This is a genomic window from Microbacterium sp. GbtcB4, from assembly GCF_019091465.1.
Lineage (GTDB): Bacteria > Actinomycetota > Actinomycetes > Actinomycetales > Microbacteriaceae > Microbacterium > Microbacterium paraoxydans.
Genome location: NZ_JAGXJJ010000007.1, coordinates 28,245 through 40,998 on the forward strand (window position 1 = coordinate 28,245; position 12,754 = coordinate 40,998).

Genomic DNA, 12,754 nt, shown 5'->3' on the forward strand with positions numbered 1-12,754 from the left:
GCCCCCGTAGCCCAATGGCAGAGGCAGGCGACTTAAAATCGCTTCAGTCTGGGTTCGAGTCCCAGCGGGGGCACCCGTCAGCGGCCGAGGATGTCGCCGATCCCCGGGATGCCGAGATCGCCGAGCCGCGCTCCCCAGCCGGTCGCCGTCTCGCCGAGCCCCGAGACGGCCTCGCCGGCCGAGCCGAGCATCTCGTCGGCGCCACCGGCCAGCGCATCGACGTCGACGCCGGAGGCGAGGGCGTCGATGTCGATGCCCTGCGCCCATGCGTCGAAGTCCACCCCGAGGCCTGCAGCCTGTTCCAGGAGGGGTGCCGCCACGGTGCTCAGGACGGCCCCGCCGGCCACCACACCGAGCAGGCCGACCGCCGCACCGCCGGCGGCGACCGCGGCCCCACCCGCGCCGGCGCCCCGGACCCGGGAGAGGAGGCCGCGCAGACGGCCCGGCTGCATCGCCTCGGCGCGGCCCGCCGCGCGGGCGAGGTCGTCCGCGGAGGAGGAGCGCGGTCGCTCTTCGGCGGGGAGCTCGGCTCGCATGCGGGCCTCGACCTGCTCCCGCTGCGACGGTGTGAGACGGGCGAAGGCCTCGCGATGGATCTGCTCGACGCGGTGCGGGTCCGCCGTCTGCAGGAGGTAGTCGTACCGGGCGATGGCCGCACGGTCCGCCGCGGAGGTGTCCGGCCGACCACCGGCACCGGGGGCAGACGGCGGCGCGTACGAGGTCGACGGTCGCCCCGCGGCAGGGCCGCCGGCCGACGACGAGGCGGGAGACGGGGTGTTCGGGCGCGGCCCGTCGGAACCGGGGCCACGGACGGCATCCACGGCGCCACGGATCATCCCGCTCCAATCCGTCGAGGAACGGGAGCCCTCCCCGCCCCTCGCGGCGGGGCTCGCACCCTTCGCATCGAGGGCGTCGGTGGCCAGGCGGATCAGGCGGGAGAGTTTCGACATGGGGGTCCGTTCGTGGGACGGGCCGCCGTTCTCCGCGACGTCGGTCGACGCAAGGTTCCGGGCAGCCCGCGATGCGGGCGCCAAGGTCTCCTCCACCCTCGCGGGCCAGCGGGCCGGGGCACGATGACATGCCCGTCATGACGACGTCGCTGCAGACGGGAGTACTCCCCTTGCCCTCCACACGCTAGTGAGGCGGCCTATGGATCGGCTCCACGCTCCGGCCGGGGCGATCCGCGGAGGATGGCGGTCATCTCCTCGTACAGCGCCTCGAACGTCTCCCGGAGCTCCGCCGCACCGTCCGGACGACGCGCTGCCGGAACGGCCTCCGCCAGCGTCCCGAGTGCGAGGGTCGCCGCCGATTCCCGGGCTACGGCCGCGCCGAACCCCTCGGACGGCCGCCCCCACGCCGCTGCGAGGAGGAGCTGGTCGCGCAGCACTCCCGCCACGCCGAGGAGTACAGCCGCCGCCCGGAGGTGGCTGCGAGCGACCTCCGTGCCCAGAAGCCGTTCGTGCATCACCCGCGCGAACCGGCGGGCGTGCGGTGTCGGCACATCTCGGCGCGGACGAAGCCGCCAGCCGTCCGACGTACCCGGCACAGCCTCGTACGACAGCGGCTGCCCGTCTCGCAGATGCACCACAGGGATCAGCGGTGGCGCCTGGAGCGTGTCCTGTCGCCACCACTCCGCGGGGGCGACCGCGGCGGGCAGGAAGGCGGTGGCCGGAGCGTGCGCCCCCGGCCCGTCGCGTTGCACGAGATCGGCTGTGCTCGCGAGCAGGGCGAGTCCTCGCTCCTCCGCGAACCGCTGGAGCAGCACGCCCTCAGGAGTGTCGTCGCCCGCCGGGACGGAACGGGCGAACTCCGCCGCCTCGGGAATCGGCAGCACCACGGCGATCGACGTCGGATCGGGTCCGGGCGGCAGGAGCCACGGATAGCCGGCGAAAGCCGCCAGCCGGAGGGCGTGCGAGGCATAGCCGTCTCCGGGGGTGAAGAACCGCAGGGCGGCCCTGGGCCGTCCTCCCACGGCTTCGTGCACCTGCGCGACGAGACGCGGGTGCGGGCGCACTGCGGCGTCCAGGACCATGTGGTGGGTCGCCCGTCGGGTCCACGGCTGCCACGCCTCGGCGAAGGCTCCGGCATCCGCCCCCGTTCGGCAGATGCGGACGAAAGCACCGTCGAGTTGTTCCGCGAGCTGCTCTGCGCGCCTCTCCTGGCCCGAAGCCGCCCGGATCGACACACTGACCGTCGGCGGCTCTCCCCCCTGCGCGCTCACCGGACCTCCTCCCAGCGTCGTCCGGGGTTGCGTGGTAGACGCCCCTCCCGAGCACTCTGCGAGCGTACAATGTGAGATGTTACGTCGCCAACTCGCGCTACGGCCGGGAACGGAGAAGGCCCCGGCGCTCGTGCGCTCGGGGCCCTCCTCTCAGAACCGTGCGGTCACTTCACCGCGGCGGTCTCCACCGAGTCATCCGCCGATGCGGCCGGAGCCTTCTTGGCGGCCGGAGCCTTCTTGGCCGCCGGCTTCTTGGCCGCCGGCTTCTTGATCTCCGCCGGCGTCTCCGCCGCAGGCGCAGCAGCCGGCTTCTCGGCGGCCGGCGCCTTCGCGGCCGGAGCGGCCGACGCGGGGGCCGCGGGACGCGGGCGAGCGGCGAACTCCTCGAAGACGTACCGCGGGTTCTGCACCGTCTGCAGGTTCACGAGGTCGCGGCCCAGCCACAGGTTGTTCCACCAGCCCCAGAGCACGCGCCACTTGCGCTCCCACGTCGGCATGGCGAGACCGTGGTAGCCACGGTGCGCGAGCCAGGCGATGAAGCCCTTCAGCGCGATCTTGCCGGACTGGAAGACACCGTTGTACAGGCCGAGACCTGCGACAGCGCCGAGGTTCTTGTGGAAGTACTCCTTGGGGTCCTCGCCGCGGAGCACGGCGACGACGTTCTTGGCCAGGAGCTTCGCCTGGCGCACGGCGTGCTGCGCGTTCGGGACGCAGAAGCCGCCGACGCCGCCGCCCGAGAGGTCGGGAACGGCCGACACGTCACCCGCGGCCCAGGCACCCTCGACGAACGCCTCAGGCGTGCCGACGCGAAGGTCTGCGCGGGTCTGGATGCGACCGCGCTCCTCCACCGGCAGATCACCGCCGCGCACGACGGTCGGGTTGGCCATGACACCGGCGGTCCACACGATGACGTCCGTCGGGATGACCTCGCCGGTGGAGAGCTCGACGTTGCCGTCGATGGCACCCTTGACCTGGGTGTCGAGGTGGACGTTGGCCCCGCGCTTGGCGAGGTCTTTCAGCACCCACTCGCTCGTCTTCAACGAGACCTCGGGCATGATCCGCCCCATGGCCTCGATGAGGTGGAAGTGGGTGTCCTCGAAGGACAGCTGCGGGTACTTGCTCACCAGCGAGGACGCGAGGGAGCGGAGCTCCGCGAAGACCTCGATGCCGGCGAAGCCGCCGCCGACGACGACGACGGTCAGCAGGCGGTCGCGCTCGGGACCGGCGGGGAGGGAGGCAGCCTTGTCGAAGTTCGACATGACCTTGTCACGGATGGCGACGGCCTCTTCGATCGTCTTGAGCCCGATGGCGTTGTCGGCGATGCCGGGGATCGGGAACGTGCGCGAGACGGCGCCCGCGGTGACGACGATCTGGTCGTACGCGAACTCGTACGGCTCGCCGACGGGCGGCGTGATGGTGGCGACCTTCTGCGCGTGGTTGATGTTGGTCACCTTGGCGGTGAGCACGTGGGTGCGCTTGAGGTGACGGCGGTGCGCGACCACCGAGTGACGGGCCTCGATGGAGCCCGCGGCGACCTCGGGGAGGAACGGCTGGTACGTCATGTACGGCAGCGGGTCGACCATGGTCACGTCGGCCTCGCCCTTGCGCAGATGCTTCTCGAGCTTCCACGCGGTGTAGAAACCTGCGTACCCTCCGCCGACGATCAGGATCTTGGGCACAGTGCTGTTCTGAGGCACAGAAGAACTACTCCTCGGAGTCGGGATTGTGGCGTACGGGAACGCGCGCCGATCGGATGCGCCGGGCAGCTGCGGTGACGCCAAGCGCTACCAGGATACCAGGGACGGTGAGGGCGATGAGCGGCAGGGTACCGTAGCGCAGGGAATCGGCGCTGGGAAGCAGCGGTGAACCGGCCTCGGTCGGGGCGTCGGCGTCCGGCAGCGGCGGGATCTCCACCGGGCCGAGAGACGGTTCCGGCGTGGGCACGCTGTCTGCACGACGGAACAGCCGCACCCATTCCGCCAGATCTCCCATCGGGTTCTCGCTCACGGAGGGGATGTTCGCCGAGATCGCCGCGTCCGCGTCCACGAGCCCGAAGCCGTAGAGCGGGTCTCGCGGCTTCTGTGCGTCGGCCACCGGCATGGCCGTCTTGATGATGCGGTTGATGACGTCGTTCGCCGAGATGTCGGGATGCGCCGAGCGGATCAGCGCCGCGACACCTGCCACGATCGGAGCCGCACCGCTGGTTCCGCTCCACGAGACGACCTCGCCGTCCGCCGACACCCCGAGCAGCCCCTCGCTCGGCGCCGAGATCCCGATGGTGATGCCCTGCGTCGATGCCTCGATGCTGGCCGTGCCGGTCTGGTCGACACCGCCGACCGTGAGCACGCCGGGGATCGTGGCGGGCGCTCCGATGATGTTCGTGCCACTCCCCCGGTTGCCGGCGGCGACGACCACGACGACATCGTGCTCGAAGGCGTACAGGAACGCGTCGTCCCAGCTCTCGTCCCAGTCGAGGGTGTTCGTCGTGAACGACAGGTTGATGATGTCGGCACCGTGATCGACCGCCCATCGGATGCCCTTGGCCACCTGCTCGGTGAACGGCACGGCTGCCGCGGCGCCGAAGCCCACCGAGACCGACAGCAGGTCGGCCTCCGGCGCGACGCCGATCATGCCCGTGCCGTCAGCCTTGCCGCGCCCCGCGGCGAGGGAAGCCACCCAGGATCCGTGGTTGCCGTCCACCGCGCCCAGCGGCGTGCGGCCGTCCGGGGTGCCGGCACCGGAGACGTCGGTCCCGCCGACCACCGCGTCCCCGAACACCTCCGGGACCTTGCCGATACCGGTGTCGATGACGGCGATGGTGACGCCTTCTCCGCGCGTCGTCTGCCATGCGTCCCTGATCCCTGCACCATCCAGCCAGTACTCCGCCGCACGGACCGGGTCCGCGGGGTCGTCGGCGACCGGCGGCGGCGTCGGGGTCGGGGTCGCAGTCGACCCGAGGAGCAGGACGGATGCCGCCACCGCCACGAGGGCGACGGCGCCGCGCAGCATCCGTCGCCGCGTCATGCCGAGCGTGCCGGATCGTCGCGGAGGGCGGCTCCGGGCTCCTCGCAGCGGCAGACCTCGGGCGACCAGGAGCTGCGAGCGAGAGCTGCGTCACCGATCGGGTTCACGCCGGCACCCGCCGCCAGGGCGTGCCCGGCGAGGGCGTGCAGGCACTTCACTCGCGTCGGCATGCCCCCGGCGGAGATCCCGTCGATCTCGGGCACCTCGCCGAACTGCGCGCGGTCCGCGAGGTACGCCTCGTGGGCGGACCGATACGCCGCGGCCACGGCCTCGTCCTCCGCGAGCAGCGCCGCGAGCTCGGGCATGACCTGGTTCGCTTCGAGCGTCGACATCGCCGCGGTCGCCGCCGGATGCGTGAGGTAGTAGAACGTGGGGAACGGCGTCCCGTCCGGCAGCCGCGGAGTGGTGGCCACCACCGTGGGGTTGCCACAGCGGCAGCGCGCCGCGATGCCGACGACGCCGCGTGCGGGTCGTCCGAGCTGGGTCGACACGACGGCGAGCTCGGCGGAAGTGGGCGCGGGGAACGGCGGGTTGGTCACCCCACCAGCGTAGGGGAGCCGTCCGGGAGGATGCTCGGAACGAGCGTTCAGCCGGGGGCGGCGGCCGTGTCGCTCAAGCCCGCGGAGACGAGGGTGCGCAGCAGCTGCGGCATCCAGTCGGCGGGCTTCTCCTCGAGGGTGTCGCTCACCGGCTCCTGCTCGCGCGGGAGGGTGGACGGATCGAGGTCGTTGTCGATGAGGTACACGACCTCGCCGGGCTTCACGTAGTAGAGGCGCTCACGGGCCTGCGTGGTGATGTACGCAGGGTCTTCCCACCGCTCACGCTCCGCGGTCAGCGCCGCGATCTCGTCCTCGCTCACCTGCACCGACTGCTCCAGCGCGGCGATCTTCTGCCGCTGGTCGATGAAGGTGCCGAGCGTGGGCACGAGCACCCAGGCTCCCAGCACGACGAGGGAGAGCATGATCACCGAGAAGGCGGAGAGACGGATGCCCGATGCCCACTCGCGCACGTCCACGCGAGGGGCGGCCGTCGCGCCACCCCGGGGCTGCCGCGATGTCGAGGCGGCCCGGCGCGGCGCGGCAGCTCCGGGAGACGGCGAAGGAGGAGCCGGTCGTCGTGTCACGGCTCCTCCTTCGTCTCTGTCGCCATCCGGGCGGCGCGGTCATGCCGCGGATGCGGCGTCGTTGCTGTTGCGGGCGCTCAGCCCTGGTAGCGCGGGAAGGCGGAACGGCCGGCGAAGACCGCGGCGTCGCCCAGCTCCTCCTCGATGCGCAGCAGCTGGTTGTACTTCGCGACGCGCTCGCTGCGCGCCGGGGCACCCGCCTTGATCTGGCCGGCATTCGTGGCGACCACGAGGTCGGCGATCGTCGTGTCCTCGGTCTCACCCGAACGGTGCGAGAGCATCGCCGTGTAGCCCGAGCGCTGCGCAAGGCTGACCGCGTCGAACGTCTCGGTGAGCGTGCCGATCTGGTTGACCTTCACCAGGAGCGAGTTGGCGACGCCGCGCGTGATGCCGTCGGCGAGACGCTGCGGGTTGGTGACGAACAGGTCGTCACCGACCAGCTGGACCTTCGACCCAAGCGCCTCGGTGAGGTGCTTCCAGTTGTCCCAGTCGTCCTCGGCGAGCGCGTCCTCGATCGTGACGATCGGGAAGTCGTTGACGAGCCCGACGTAGTACTCGGTGAGCGCCTCGGCGTCCCAGTCCTTGTTGTCGAGGCGGTAGACACCGTCGTTGAAGAACTCGGTGGCGGCGACGTCGAGGCCGAGGGCGATGTCGGCGCCGGGCGTGAAGCCGGCCTTCTCGATCGCCTTCACCAGGAAGTCGAGGCCTTCGCGGTTGCTGGGCAGGTCAGGGGCGAAGCCGCCCTCGTCGCCGAGGCCGGTCGCGTAGCCCGCGGCCTTCAGCTCGGCGCGCAGCACGTGGTAGGTCTCCACGCCCCAGCGCAGCGACTCCGAGTAGGTCTCCGCGCCGATCGGCGCGAGGAAGAACTCCTGCATGTCGATGCCGTTGTCGGCGTGCTCTCCGCCGTTGATGACGTTGAACAGCGGCACGGGCAGCACATGCGCGTTCGGACCGCCGAGGTAGCGGAACAGCGGCAGGTCGGCGGAGTCCGCGGCGGCCTTCGCGACCGCGAGGCTCACGCCGAGGATGGCGTTGGCGCCGACGCGCTTCTTGTTGTCCGTGCCGTCGACCTCGATGAGGATCTCGTCGACGATGCGCTGCTCGCTCGCCTCCACGCCCTCGATGGCCGGGCCGAGCTCGTCGATGACCGCCTCGACGGCCTTGAGCACGCCCTTGCCGCCGTAGCGGCTCTTGTCGCCGTCCCGCAGCTCGTACGCCTCGAAGGCGCCGGTCGATGCACCGGAGGGGACGGCGGCGCGCTGCACGATGCCGTCGTCGAGGAGCACCTCCACCTCGACGGTCGGGTTTCCGCGCGAGTCGAGAATCTCGCGTGCGCCTACAGCCTCGATCAGTGCCACTGATGTGCTCCTTGCTCAGGATGGAAGGGTGTGTGGAGCGTCGTCGATCCGCGCCCAGTCTATCCCCGGCGGGGCGGGGCGCCGGAGTCAGACGACGAGGGCGAGCGCGATGCCGTCCCATCCCTTGATCCCGACCGTCTGCAACGCCGTGGCGTCGAAGCGCGGGTCCTCCCCCAGCATCCGCAGCCCCTCGCGCGTGCCGTTCACCTTGGGGTCGGTCGAGTCGTCGCGGACGATCTCGCCGTCGCGGCCGATGTTGTCGAGCACGACCACGGTGCCCGGGTGACCGAGCTTCGCGGCCCAGTCCAGGTACACGGTGTTCGACTCCTTGTCGGCGTCGATGAAGACGAGGTCGAAGCCGCCGACGAGGGTCGGAAGCACATCGGCTCCTCGTCCGACGCGGATGTCGACCCGGTCCCCCATCCCGGCGGCATCGATGCTCGCGCGGGCGACGGCGGCGTTGTCGGCCTCCGCCTCGATCGTCATCACCTGCCCGTCGGGACCGACGGCGCGGGCCATCCAGATCGTCGAGTAGCCGCCGAGGGTCCCGATCTCCAGCACGCGGCGCGCGCCGCTCATCCGTACGAGGAGGTTCAGCAGCTTCCCCGCGACCGGGGCGACCTCGATCTCAGGCAGCCCCGCCGCCCGCTGCGCTTCGAGCGCGTGCTCCAAAGCCGGATCCGTGCCCACGAGCATGTCGGCGAGGAAGGTGTCGGCGCGGGCCCAGGCGGCGGGAGTGGATTCCATGTGCTCAGCCAACCCCCGGCGCCGGCCGGCCGTCAAGCGTCGGCGGGGTGGGCGGGGTGCGCGGCGCGGCGAGCTCCGGCTGTCGGTGGAACTGCCCCGTGAGCACGAGGACGAGGGCCACGACGGCGGCGACGATCCAGCCCGCGACACCGAGCGGTCCGGCGAGGGCGAGGTCGGGCTGCACCGCGGCGACGATCACGACCAGGCCCGCGGCGGCGTTCAGGGCCCCGTGCGCGATGACCGCCGGCCACAGCGAGCCGGAGCGCAGCCGCAGCCAGCCGAACAGCACGCCCCACGCCACGCAGCCGCCGATCATGAACAGCACGCCGGTGACATCCGTCCGGCCGAAGTTGTAGCCGAGGAGGATGACGGGGCTGTGCCACAGTCCCCAGATCGCCCCGCTGAGCAGGAGCGCCGGCCAGGTGCCGAGCGGGCGCAGCGCCGGGAGCAGCCAGCCGCGCCAGCCGAGCTCCTCGCCGAAGGCGAGCACGCTGTTCACCAGCGCCCCGACCGGGATCGCGGCGAACTGTGCGAACACGACCACGCCGACCGGCGGCACCGGCGTCCCCGCGGGAAGAGCCTGGGCGAGCTGATCCGCGAAGGCCGAGAAGGTGAGGTCGAGACGCACCCACCCGAAAGCGGCCGCGAGGAGGACGCCGAGGGCGACGAGCACCGGCGGCACGAGCCAGGCCGCGACCAGCAGCCCGACGACGCGCTTCGCGGGCCGCAGCGGCCACAGCCCGAGGAAGCGCGCCCGGCCGCCCTTCTCCGGTACGCCCGTGGTGAGCATGACGACGAGCACCGCGGCCGCGGGCGTGAACATCATCACGGGGAGGAGCGCTCCCGCGAAGGGTTCGGCGAGGCCGTCGCCGAGCCAGAGGGGCAGGCAGACGAGAGCCGCGAGCCCGCAGGCCGTGAGGGTGAAGATGAGGACCGCGCGCCACGGCACGCGGGTGGGCGTCGTCAGGACGGTCATGGCGCCACCCGCCCGGTCTCCCCGGCGGCGGCCGACCCCGCGGATCGGTCCACGTAGGCCTGCAGGAGTGCGGCCCCCTCCTCCGCCCCGTCGATCGTGATGACGAACGGTCCGTGGTCGCGGCGATGCACCTCGATCGCCGGCCCCTGGCGCATCACGATCCCGCTGCGGCCGTCCGGAGCGAGACGCCACCCCCAGCCGCCGAACTCGCCGAAGGGCGAGATGCGCACGGCCCTGGCCGACGCGATCTCCGCCACCGGGATGGTCTTCCGAGGCCACCCGATCACGGCACGCGCGTCGATGCCGGCCGGCGTGACGCGCACCCGGAACGACGCGGTCGCCGCCAGCGCGAACCCGACGACGAGGGCGACCAGACCCGAGACCCAGGCCAGCGGGGTGCCCGTGATGAGCATCGCCACGGCGAGCGCCACGAGCCCGAGCAGCACGAGCAGGAGGAAGACGAGGGCGCCGGTGGGCATCGTCGTGGTGCCCACCCAGACGACCCGCTCGCCGTCGCCGACCCGCACGTCGTGGCGCGGCTCGAGAGCGGCACCGGGCACCGCCTGCACGCGCGGCTGCACGAACCACGCCAGCGCGCCCACGCCGAGGAGAGCCGCGAAGGCCAGTGCCATCACCCCCGCGATGCCCGGGACGTCACCGGAGGGCGGGAGGTCGCGCTGGATCGCGAGGGAACCCAGGCAGATCACGCCCGCGAACGCCGACATGCCGGCCGCGGTCGCTCCGAGGAGACGGGCGGTCGCGCCCCAGTGCGCCCCGACGGCGACCAGCGTCGTGACGGCCAGGAGCACCGGGATGCCGAGACCGACGCCGAGGAGCACCCAGAGGTACGTGGCGGCCGGACCGAACCCGTCCGCCCCGTCGACGCCCCAGTGGATCGCGACGTCGGTGGGGAACGACGGCAGCCAGGCCGTGAGCACGAGAGTGGAGATCGCGACGATGAGCACCGGGAGGACGAGCGCCACGAGGACGAAGGCCCGTCGTGCGCGGCGCAGGGTGGCTGGAGGGGTGCGGGTGGGGTCAGGCGTCGTCATGGGAGGCCTCCTGGGGGGTCGCGGCGGGGGTGGGAGGTTCGGCTTCTGCGCGGTGCGTGCGGACGATGCCGGCGAGGGTCTCGGCGGAGACGCCCAGGGCCGCGGCCCGCCGGATCAGCCCATCGATCTCGTGCGCGAGCTCGGCGAGCGGGGCGGCGGAGGCGGCGATCACGGCGCCCCTCCCCCGCCGGAGGTCGACCAGGCCCTCGTCGCGGAGGCGCTGGTAGGCGTGCAGGACGGTGTGCTGATTGATGTCGAGCGCGGCGGCCACGTCGCGGGCGGCCGGCAGACGATCGCCGGGCGCGAGAGCGCCGGAGAGGATGTCGGCACGCACCGAGGCGGCCACCTGGTCGTAGAGCGCGTGCGCACTGTCGACATCGACGCGGATGAGCATGGCACCCCCTTCTCTAGTTATTCTAGGTGAACTAGAACAACTGTGCCAACCCTCCAGTCGTCTTCGTCGCCGCCGGGCGCATCCTCCACACTGACCTCATGCGCATCACGCCCCGCCGCCTCGTCCTCGGCATGAGCCTCTGGATCCCCAACCTGTGCAGCGGCATCCGCGTCCGCCGGTTCAGCGACGACTGGACCCACGCGACCGTGGAGCTGCACGTGAACCTCCTCACCCGCAACTACGTCAAGACGGCGTTCGGCGGATCGATGTCGGCGATGACCGACCCGTACTTCTTCATGCTCGTCATGCATCAGCTCGGGCGGGACTACGTCGTGTGGGACACCCGTGGCGAGATCGAGTTCCTCAAGCCGGGGCGCGGGGTGCTGACCGCGGAGTTCGAGGTGACGCGGGAGAAGGCGGAGGAGCTGCGGCAGCGCGCCCACGGCGGCGCGAAGGTGCTCGAGTGGTTCGAGACGGTCATCACCGATCGCGACGGAGACGTCGTGGCGAAGGTGCGCCGCGAGGTCTACATCCGCGAGAAGAAGCGCGTCACCGCGTCCCGCGGCTGACACGTCACCGGCCGTTCACCCCGGCGTGGGACGATGACCGGATGCCCCTCGCCCGCCGCCTGACGCTGCCGGACGCCGTCGCCATCGGCCTCGGCTCGATGATCGGTGCCGGCGTGTTCGCGGTCTGGGGACCAGCCGTCGAGGTCGCCGGCATGGGGATCCTCCTCGCCCTCGGAATCGCCGCCGCGGTCGCCTACGCCAACGCCACCGCCTCGGCACAGCTCGCGGCCGTCCACCCCGTGGCAGGAGGCACGTACGCCTATGCGCGAGCGGAGATCGGACCGTGGTGGGGCTTCGTCGCCGGCTGGAGCTTCGTGATCGGCAAGATCGCGAGCTGCGCCGCCATGGCCATGACCTTCGCCGCCTACGCCGCTCCCGCGGGGTGGCAGGCCCCGGTCGCCGTGATCGCCGTCGCCGCGCTCGCGGTCGTGAACTGCCTGGGGGTGACGCGGACGGCGCTGGCGACCCGTATCCTCGTGGCCTGCTCGCTGCTCGGGCTCTCGGTCGTGGTCGCGGTCGGCCTCGGCGCCGCGCCGACCGCCTCCCCCGCGCCGCTCCCCGACACGACCGTGTACGGCGTGCTCCAGGGCGCCGGACTGCTGTTCTTCGCCTTCGCCGGCTACGCCCGGATCGCCACGATGGGTGAGGAGGTGGTGGATCCCGCGCGCACGATCCCCCGCGCGATCGTGCTCGCCCTCGGCGGCGCCGTCGTCGTCTACGCGCTCGTCGGCGTCGTGGTGCTCCTCGTCCTCGGTGGCGACGCGCGGGGGGCCGCCGCGCCCCTGGCCGACGTCCTCACCGCCGCCGGCTGGTCGGCGTTCGTCCCCGTCGTGCGGGTCGCCGCGGCCGCCGCCTCCCTCGGCGCCCTGCTCGCTCTGCTCACCGGCATCGGCCGCACGACACTCGCCATGGCGCGAGAGGGGGACCTGCCGCGGTTCCTCGCCCGCATCGACGAGCGCCGTCAAGTACCGCGCCGCGCCGAGGTCGCCATCGCCGTGATCGTGATCGCGCTCGTGCTCGTCGGGGATCTCCGCGAGGTGATCGGGTTCTCATCCTTCGGCGTGCTGCTGTACTACCTCATCGCGAACGCCGCCGCGTTCCGCCAGCACGGCGCGGCCCGACGATACCCCCGAGCGCTGCAGGTGGGCGGAGCCCTCGGCTGTCTCGTACTGGTGAGCACGCTTCCCGCCCTCGCCTCGCTCGTCGGCGTGGGTGTCGTGCTGCTCGGGATCGCGGGGCGGGCGCTGCGGGCGCGGCGGGTGCGACGGCAGCAGCAGCGCGGCTGATCGC

Annotated in this window: 14 protein-coding genes and 1 tRNA gene; 4 read left to right on the plus strand and 11 right to left on the minus strand. The window is 72.2% G+C overall.

Annotated elements, in window-relative coordinates; translation table 11 throughout:
- A tRNA-Leu gene (locus tag KVS71_RS12175) sits at positions 1-73 on the plus strand.
- A gap of 4 nt (positions 74-77) precedes the next feature.
- Here KVS71_RS12175 and KVS71_RS12180 read toward each other — a convergent pair.
- Complete coding sequence (locus tag KVS71_RS12180; protein ID WP_217584673.1) at positions 78-950, minus strand: cation-transporting ATPase; 873 nt, start codon at positions 948-950, stop codon at positions 78-80.
- Between KVS71_RS12180 and KVS71_RS20295 the strand changes: the two genes are divergently transcribed.
- Complete coding sequence (locus KVS71_RS20295; RefSeq protein WP_255218732.1) at positions 949-1,077, plus strand: hypothetical protein; 129 nt, start codon at positions 949-951, stop codon at positions 1,075-1,077. The genes KVS71_RS12180 and KVS71_RS20295 overlap by 2 nt on opposite strands.
- A gap of 70 nt (positions 1,078-1,147) precedes the next feature.
- Here KVS71_RS20295 and KVS71_RS12185 read toward each other — a convergent pair whose 3' ends face one another.
- The 10 genes from KVS71_RS12185 to KVS71_RS12230 form a co-directional block, all read right to left on the minus strand.
- Positions 1,148-2,221, minus strand: a complete 1,074-nt coding sequence (locus KVS71_RS12185) for a hypothetical protein (protein WP_105949472.1) — start codon at positions 2,219-2,221, stop codon at positions 1,148-1,150.
- Positions 2,222-2,385: 164 nt separating this feature from the next.
- Positions 2,386-3,900, minus strand: coding sequence for an FAD-dependent oxidoreductase (locus KVS71_RS12190; protein WP_217584674.1), 1,515 nt, complete (start codon positions 3,898-3,900; stop codon positions 2,386-2,388).
- A gap of 25 nt (positions 3,901-3,925) precedes the next feature.
- Entirely contained in the window at positions 3,926-5,245 is a 1,320-nt protein-coding gene (locus tag KVS71_RS12195; RefSeq protein WP_060921984.1) for a S8 family serine peptidase, read from the minus strand.
- Positions 5,242-5,784, minus strand: a complete 543-nt coding sequence (locus KVS71_RS12200) for a DUF501 domain-containing protein (protein ID WP_060921983.1) — start codon at positions 5,782-5,784, stop codon at positions 5,242-5,244. The genes KVS71_RS12195 and KVS71_RS12200 overlap by 4 nt, the downstream gene beginning before the upstream one ends.
- Before the next feature lie 47 nt (positions 5,785-5,831).
- Positions 5,832-6,368 carry a septum formation initiator family protein gene (locus tag KVS71_RS12205; RefSeq protein WP_231919591.1) on the minus strand — a complete coding sequence of 179 codons (537 nt, stop codon included), beginning with the start codon at positions 6,366-6,368 and terminating at the stop codon, positions 5,832-5,834.
- 77 nt (positions 6,369-6,445) lie between these two features.
- Positions 6,446-7,726, minus strand: coding sequence for a phosphopyruvate hydratase (gene eno, locus KVS71_RS12210; protein WP_217584675.1), 1,281 nt, complete (start codon positions 7,724-7,726; stop codon positions 6,446-6,448).
- 87 nt (positions 7,727-7,813) lie between these two features.
- Entirely contained in the window at positions 7,814-8,473 is a 660-nt protein-coding gene (locus tag KVS71_RS12215) for an O-methyltransferase (protein ID WP_144880811.1), read from the minus strand.
- Positions 8,474-8,477: 4 nt separating this feature from the next.
- Complete coding sequence (locus KVS71_RS12220) at positions 8,478-9,449, minus strand: type II CAAX endopeptidase family protein (RefSeq protein ID WP_217584676.1); 972 nt, start codon at positions 9,447-9,449, stop codon at positions 8,478-8,480.
- Positions 9,446-10,501 (minus strand): DUF1648 domain-containing protein, encoded by a 1,056-nt coding sequence (locus KVS71_RS12225; RefSeq protein WP_217584677.1) that lies wholly within the window; start codon positions 10,499-10,501, stop codon positions 9,446-9,448. Before KVS71_RS12225 ends, KVS71_RS12220 begins: the two co-directional genes overlap by 4 nt.
- On the minus strand, positions 10,488-10,895 hold the full coding sequence (locus KVS71_RS12230; protein ID WP_217584678.1) for a GntR family transcriptional regulator: 408 nt from the start codon (positions 10,893-10,895) through the stop codon (positions 10,488-10,490). Before KVS71_RS12230 ends, KVS71_RS12225 begins: the two co-directional genes overlap by 14 nt.
- Positions 10,896-10,993: 98 nt before the next feature.
- Between KVS71_RS12230 and KVS71_RS12235 the strand changes: the two genes are divergently transcribed.
- Complete coding sequence (locus tag KVS71_RS12235) at positions 10,994-11,464, plus strand: DUF4442 domain-containing protein (protein ID WP_217584679.1); 471 nt, start codon at positions 10,994-10,996, stop codon at positions 11,462-11,464.
- Positions 11,465-11,505: 41 nt separating this feature from the next.
- Positions 11,506-12,750, plus strand: a complete 1,245-nt coding sequence (locus KVS71_RS12240) for an APC family permease (RefSeq protein WP_144880807.1) — start codon at positions 11,506-11,508, stop codon at positions 12,748-12,750.
- The last annotated feature ends 4 nt before the right edge of the window (positions 12,751-12,754 follow it).

Coding starts and splice junctions, on each gene's coding strand:
- KVS71_RS12215 (WP_144880811.1), bottom strand. CDS start 8,473: ATGGAATCCACTCCCGCCGCCTGGGCCCGCGCCGACACCTTCCTCGCC.
- KVS71_RS12240 (WP_144880807.1), top strand. CDS start 11,506: ATGCCCCTCGCCCGCCGCCTGACGCTGCCGGACGCCGTCGCCATCGGC.
- KVS71_RS12235 (WP_217584679.1), top strand. CDS start 10,994: ATGCGCATCACGCCCCGCCGCCTCGTCCTCGGCATGAGCCTCTGGATC.
- KVS71_RS12220 (WP_217584676.1), bottom strand. CDS start 9,449: ATGACCGTCCTGACGACGCCCACCCGCGTGCCGTGGCGCGCGGTCCTC.
- KVS71_RS12230 (WP_217584678.1), bottom strand. CDS start 10,895: ATGCTCATCCGCGTCGATGTCGACAGTGCGCACGCGCTCTACGACCAG.
- KVS71_RS20295 (WP_255218732.1), top strand. CDS start 949: ATGGGGGTCCGTTCGTGGGACGGGCCGCCGTTCTCCGCGACGTCGGTC.
- KVS71_RS12225 (WP_217584677.1), bottom strand. CDS start 10,501: ATGACGACGCCTGACCCCACCCGCACCCCTCCAGCCACCCTGCGCCGC.
- KVS71_RS12195 (WP_060921984.1), bottom strand. CDS start 5,245: ATGACGCGGCGACGGATGCTGCGCGGCGCCGTCGCCCTCGTGGCGGTG.
- KVS71_RS12180 (WP_217584673.1), bottom strand. CDS start 950: ATGTCGAAACTCTCCCGCCTGATCCGCCTGGCCACCGACGCCCTCGAT.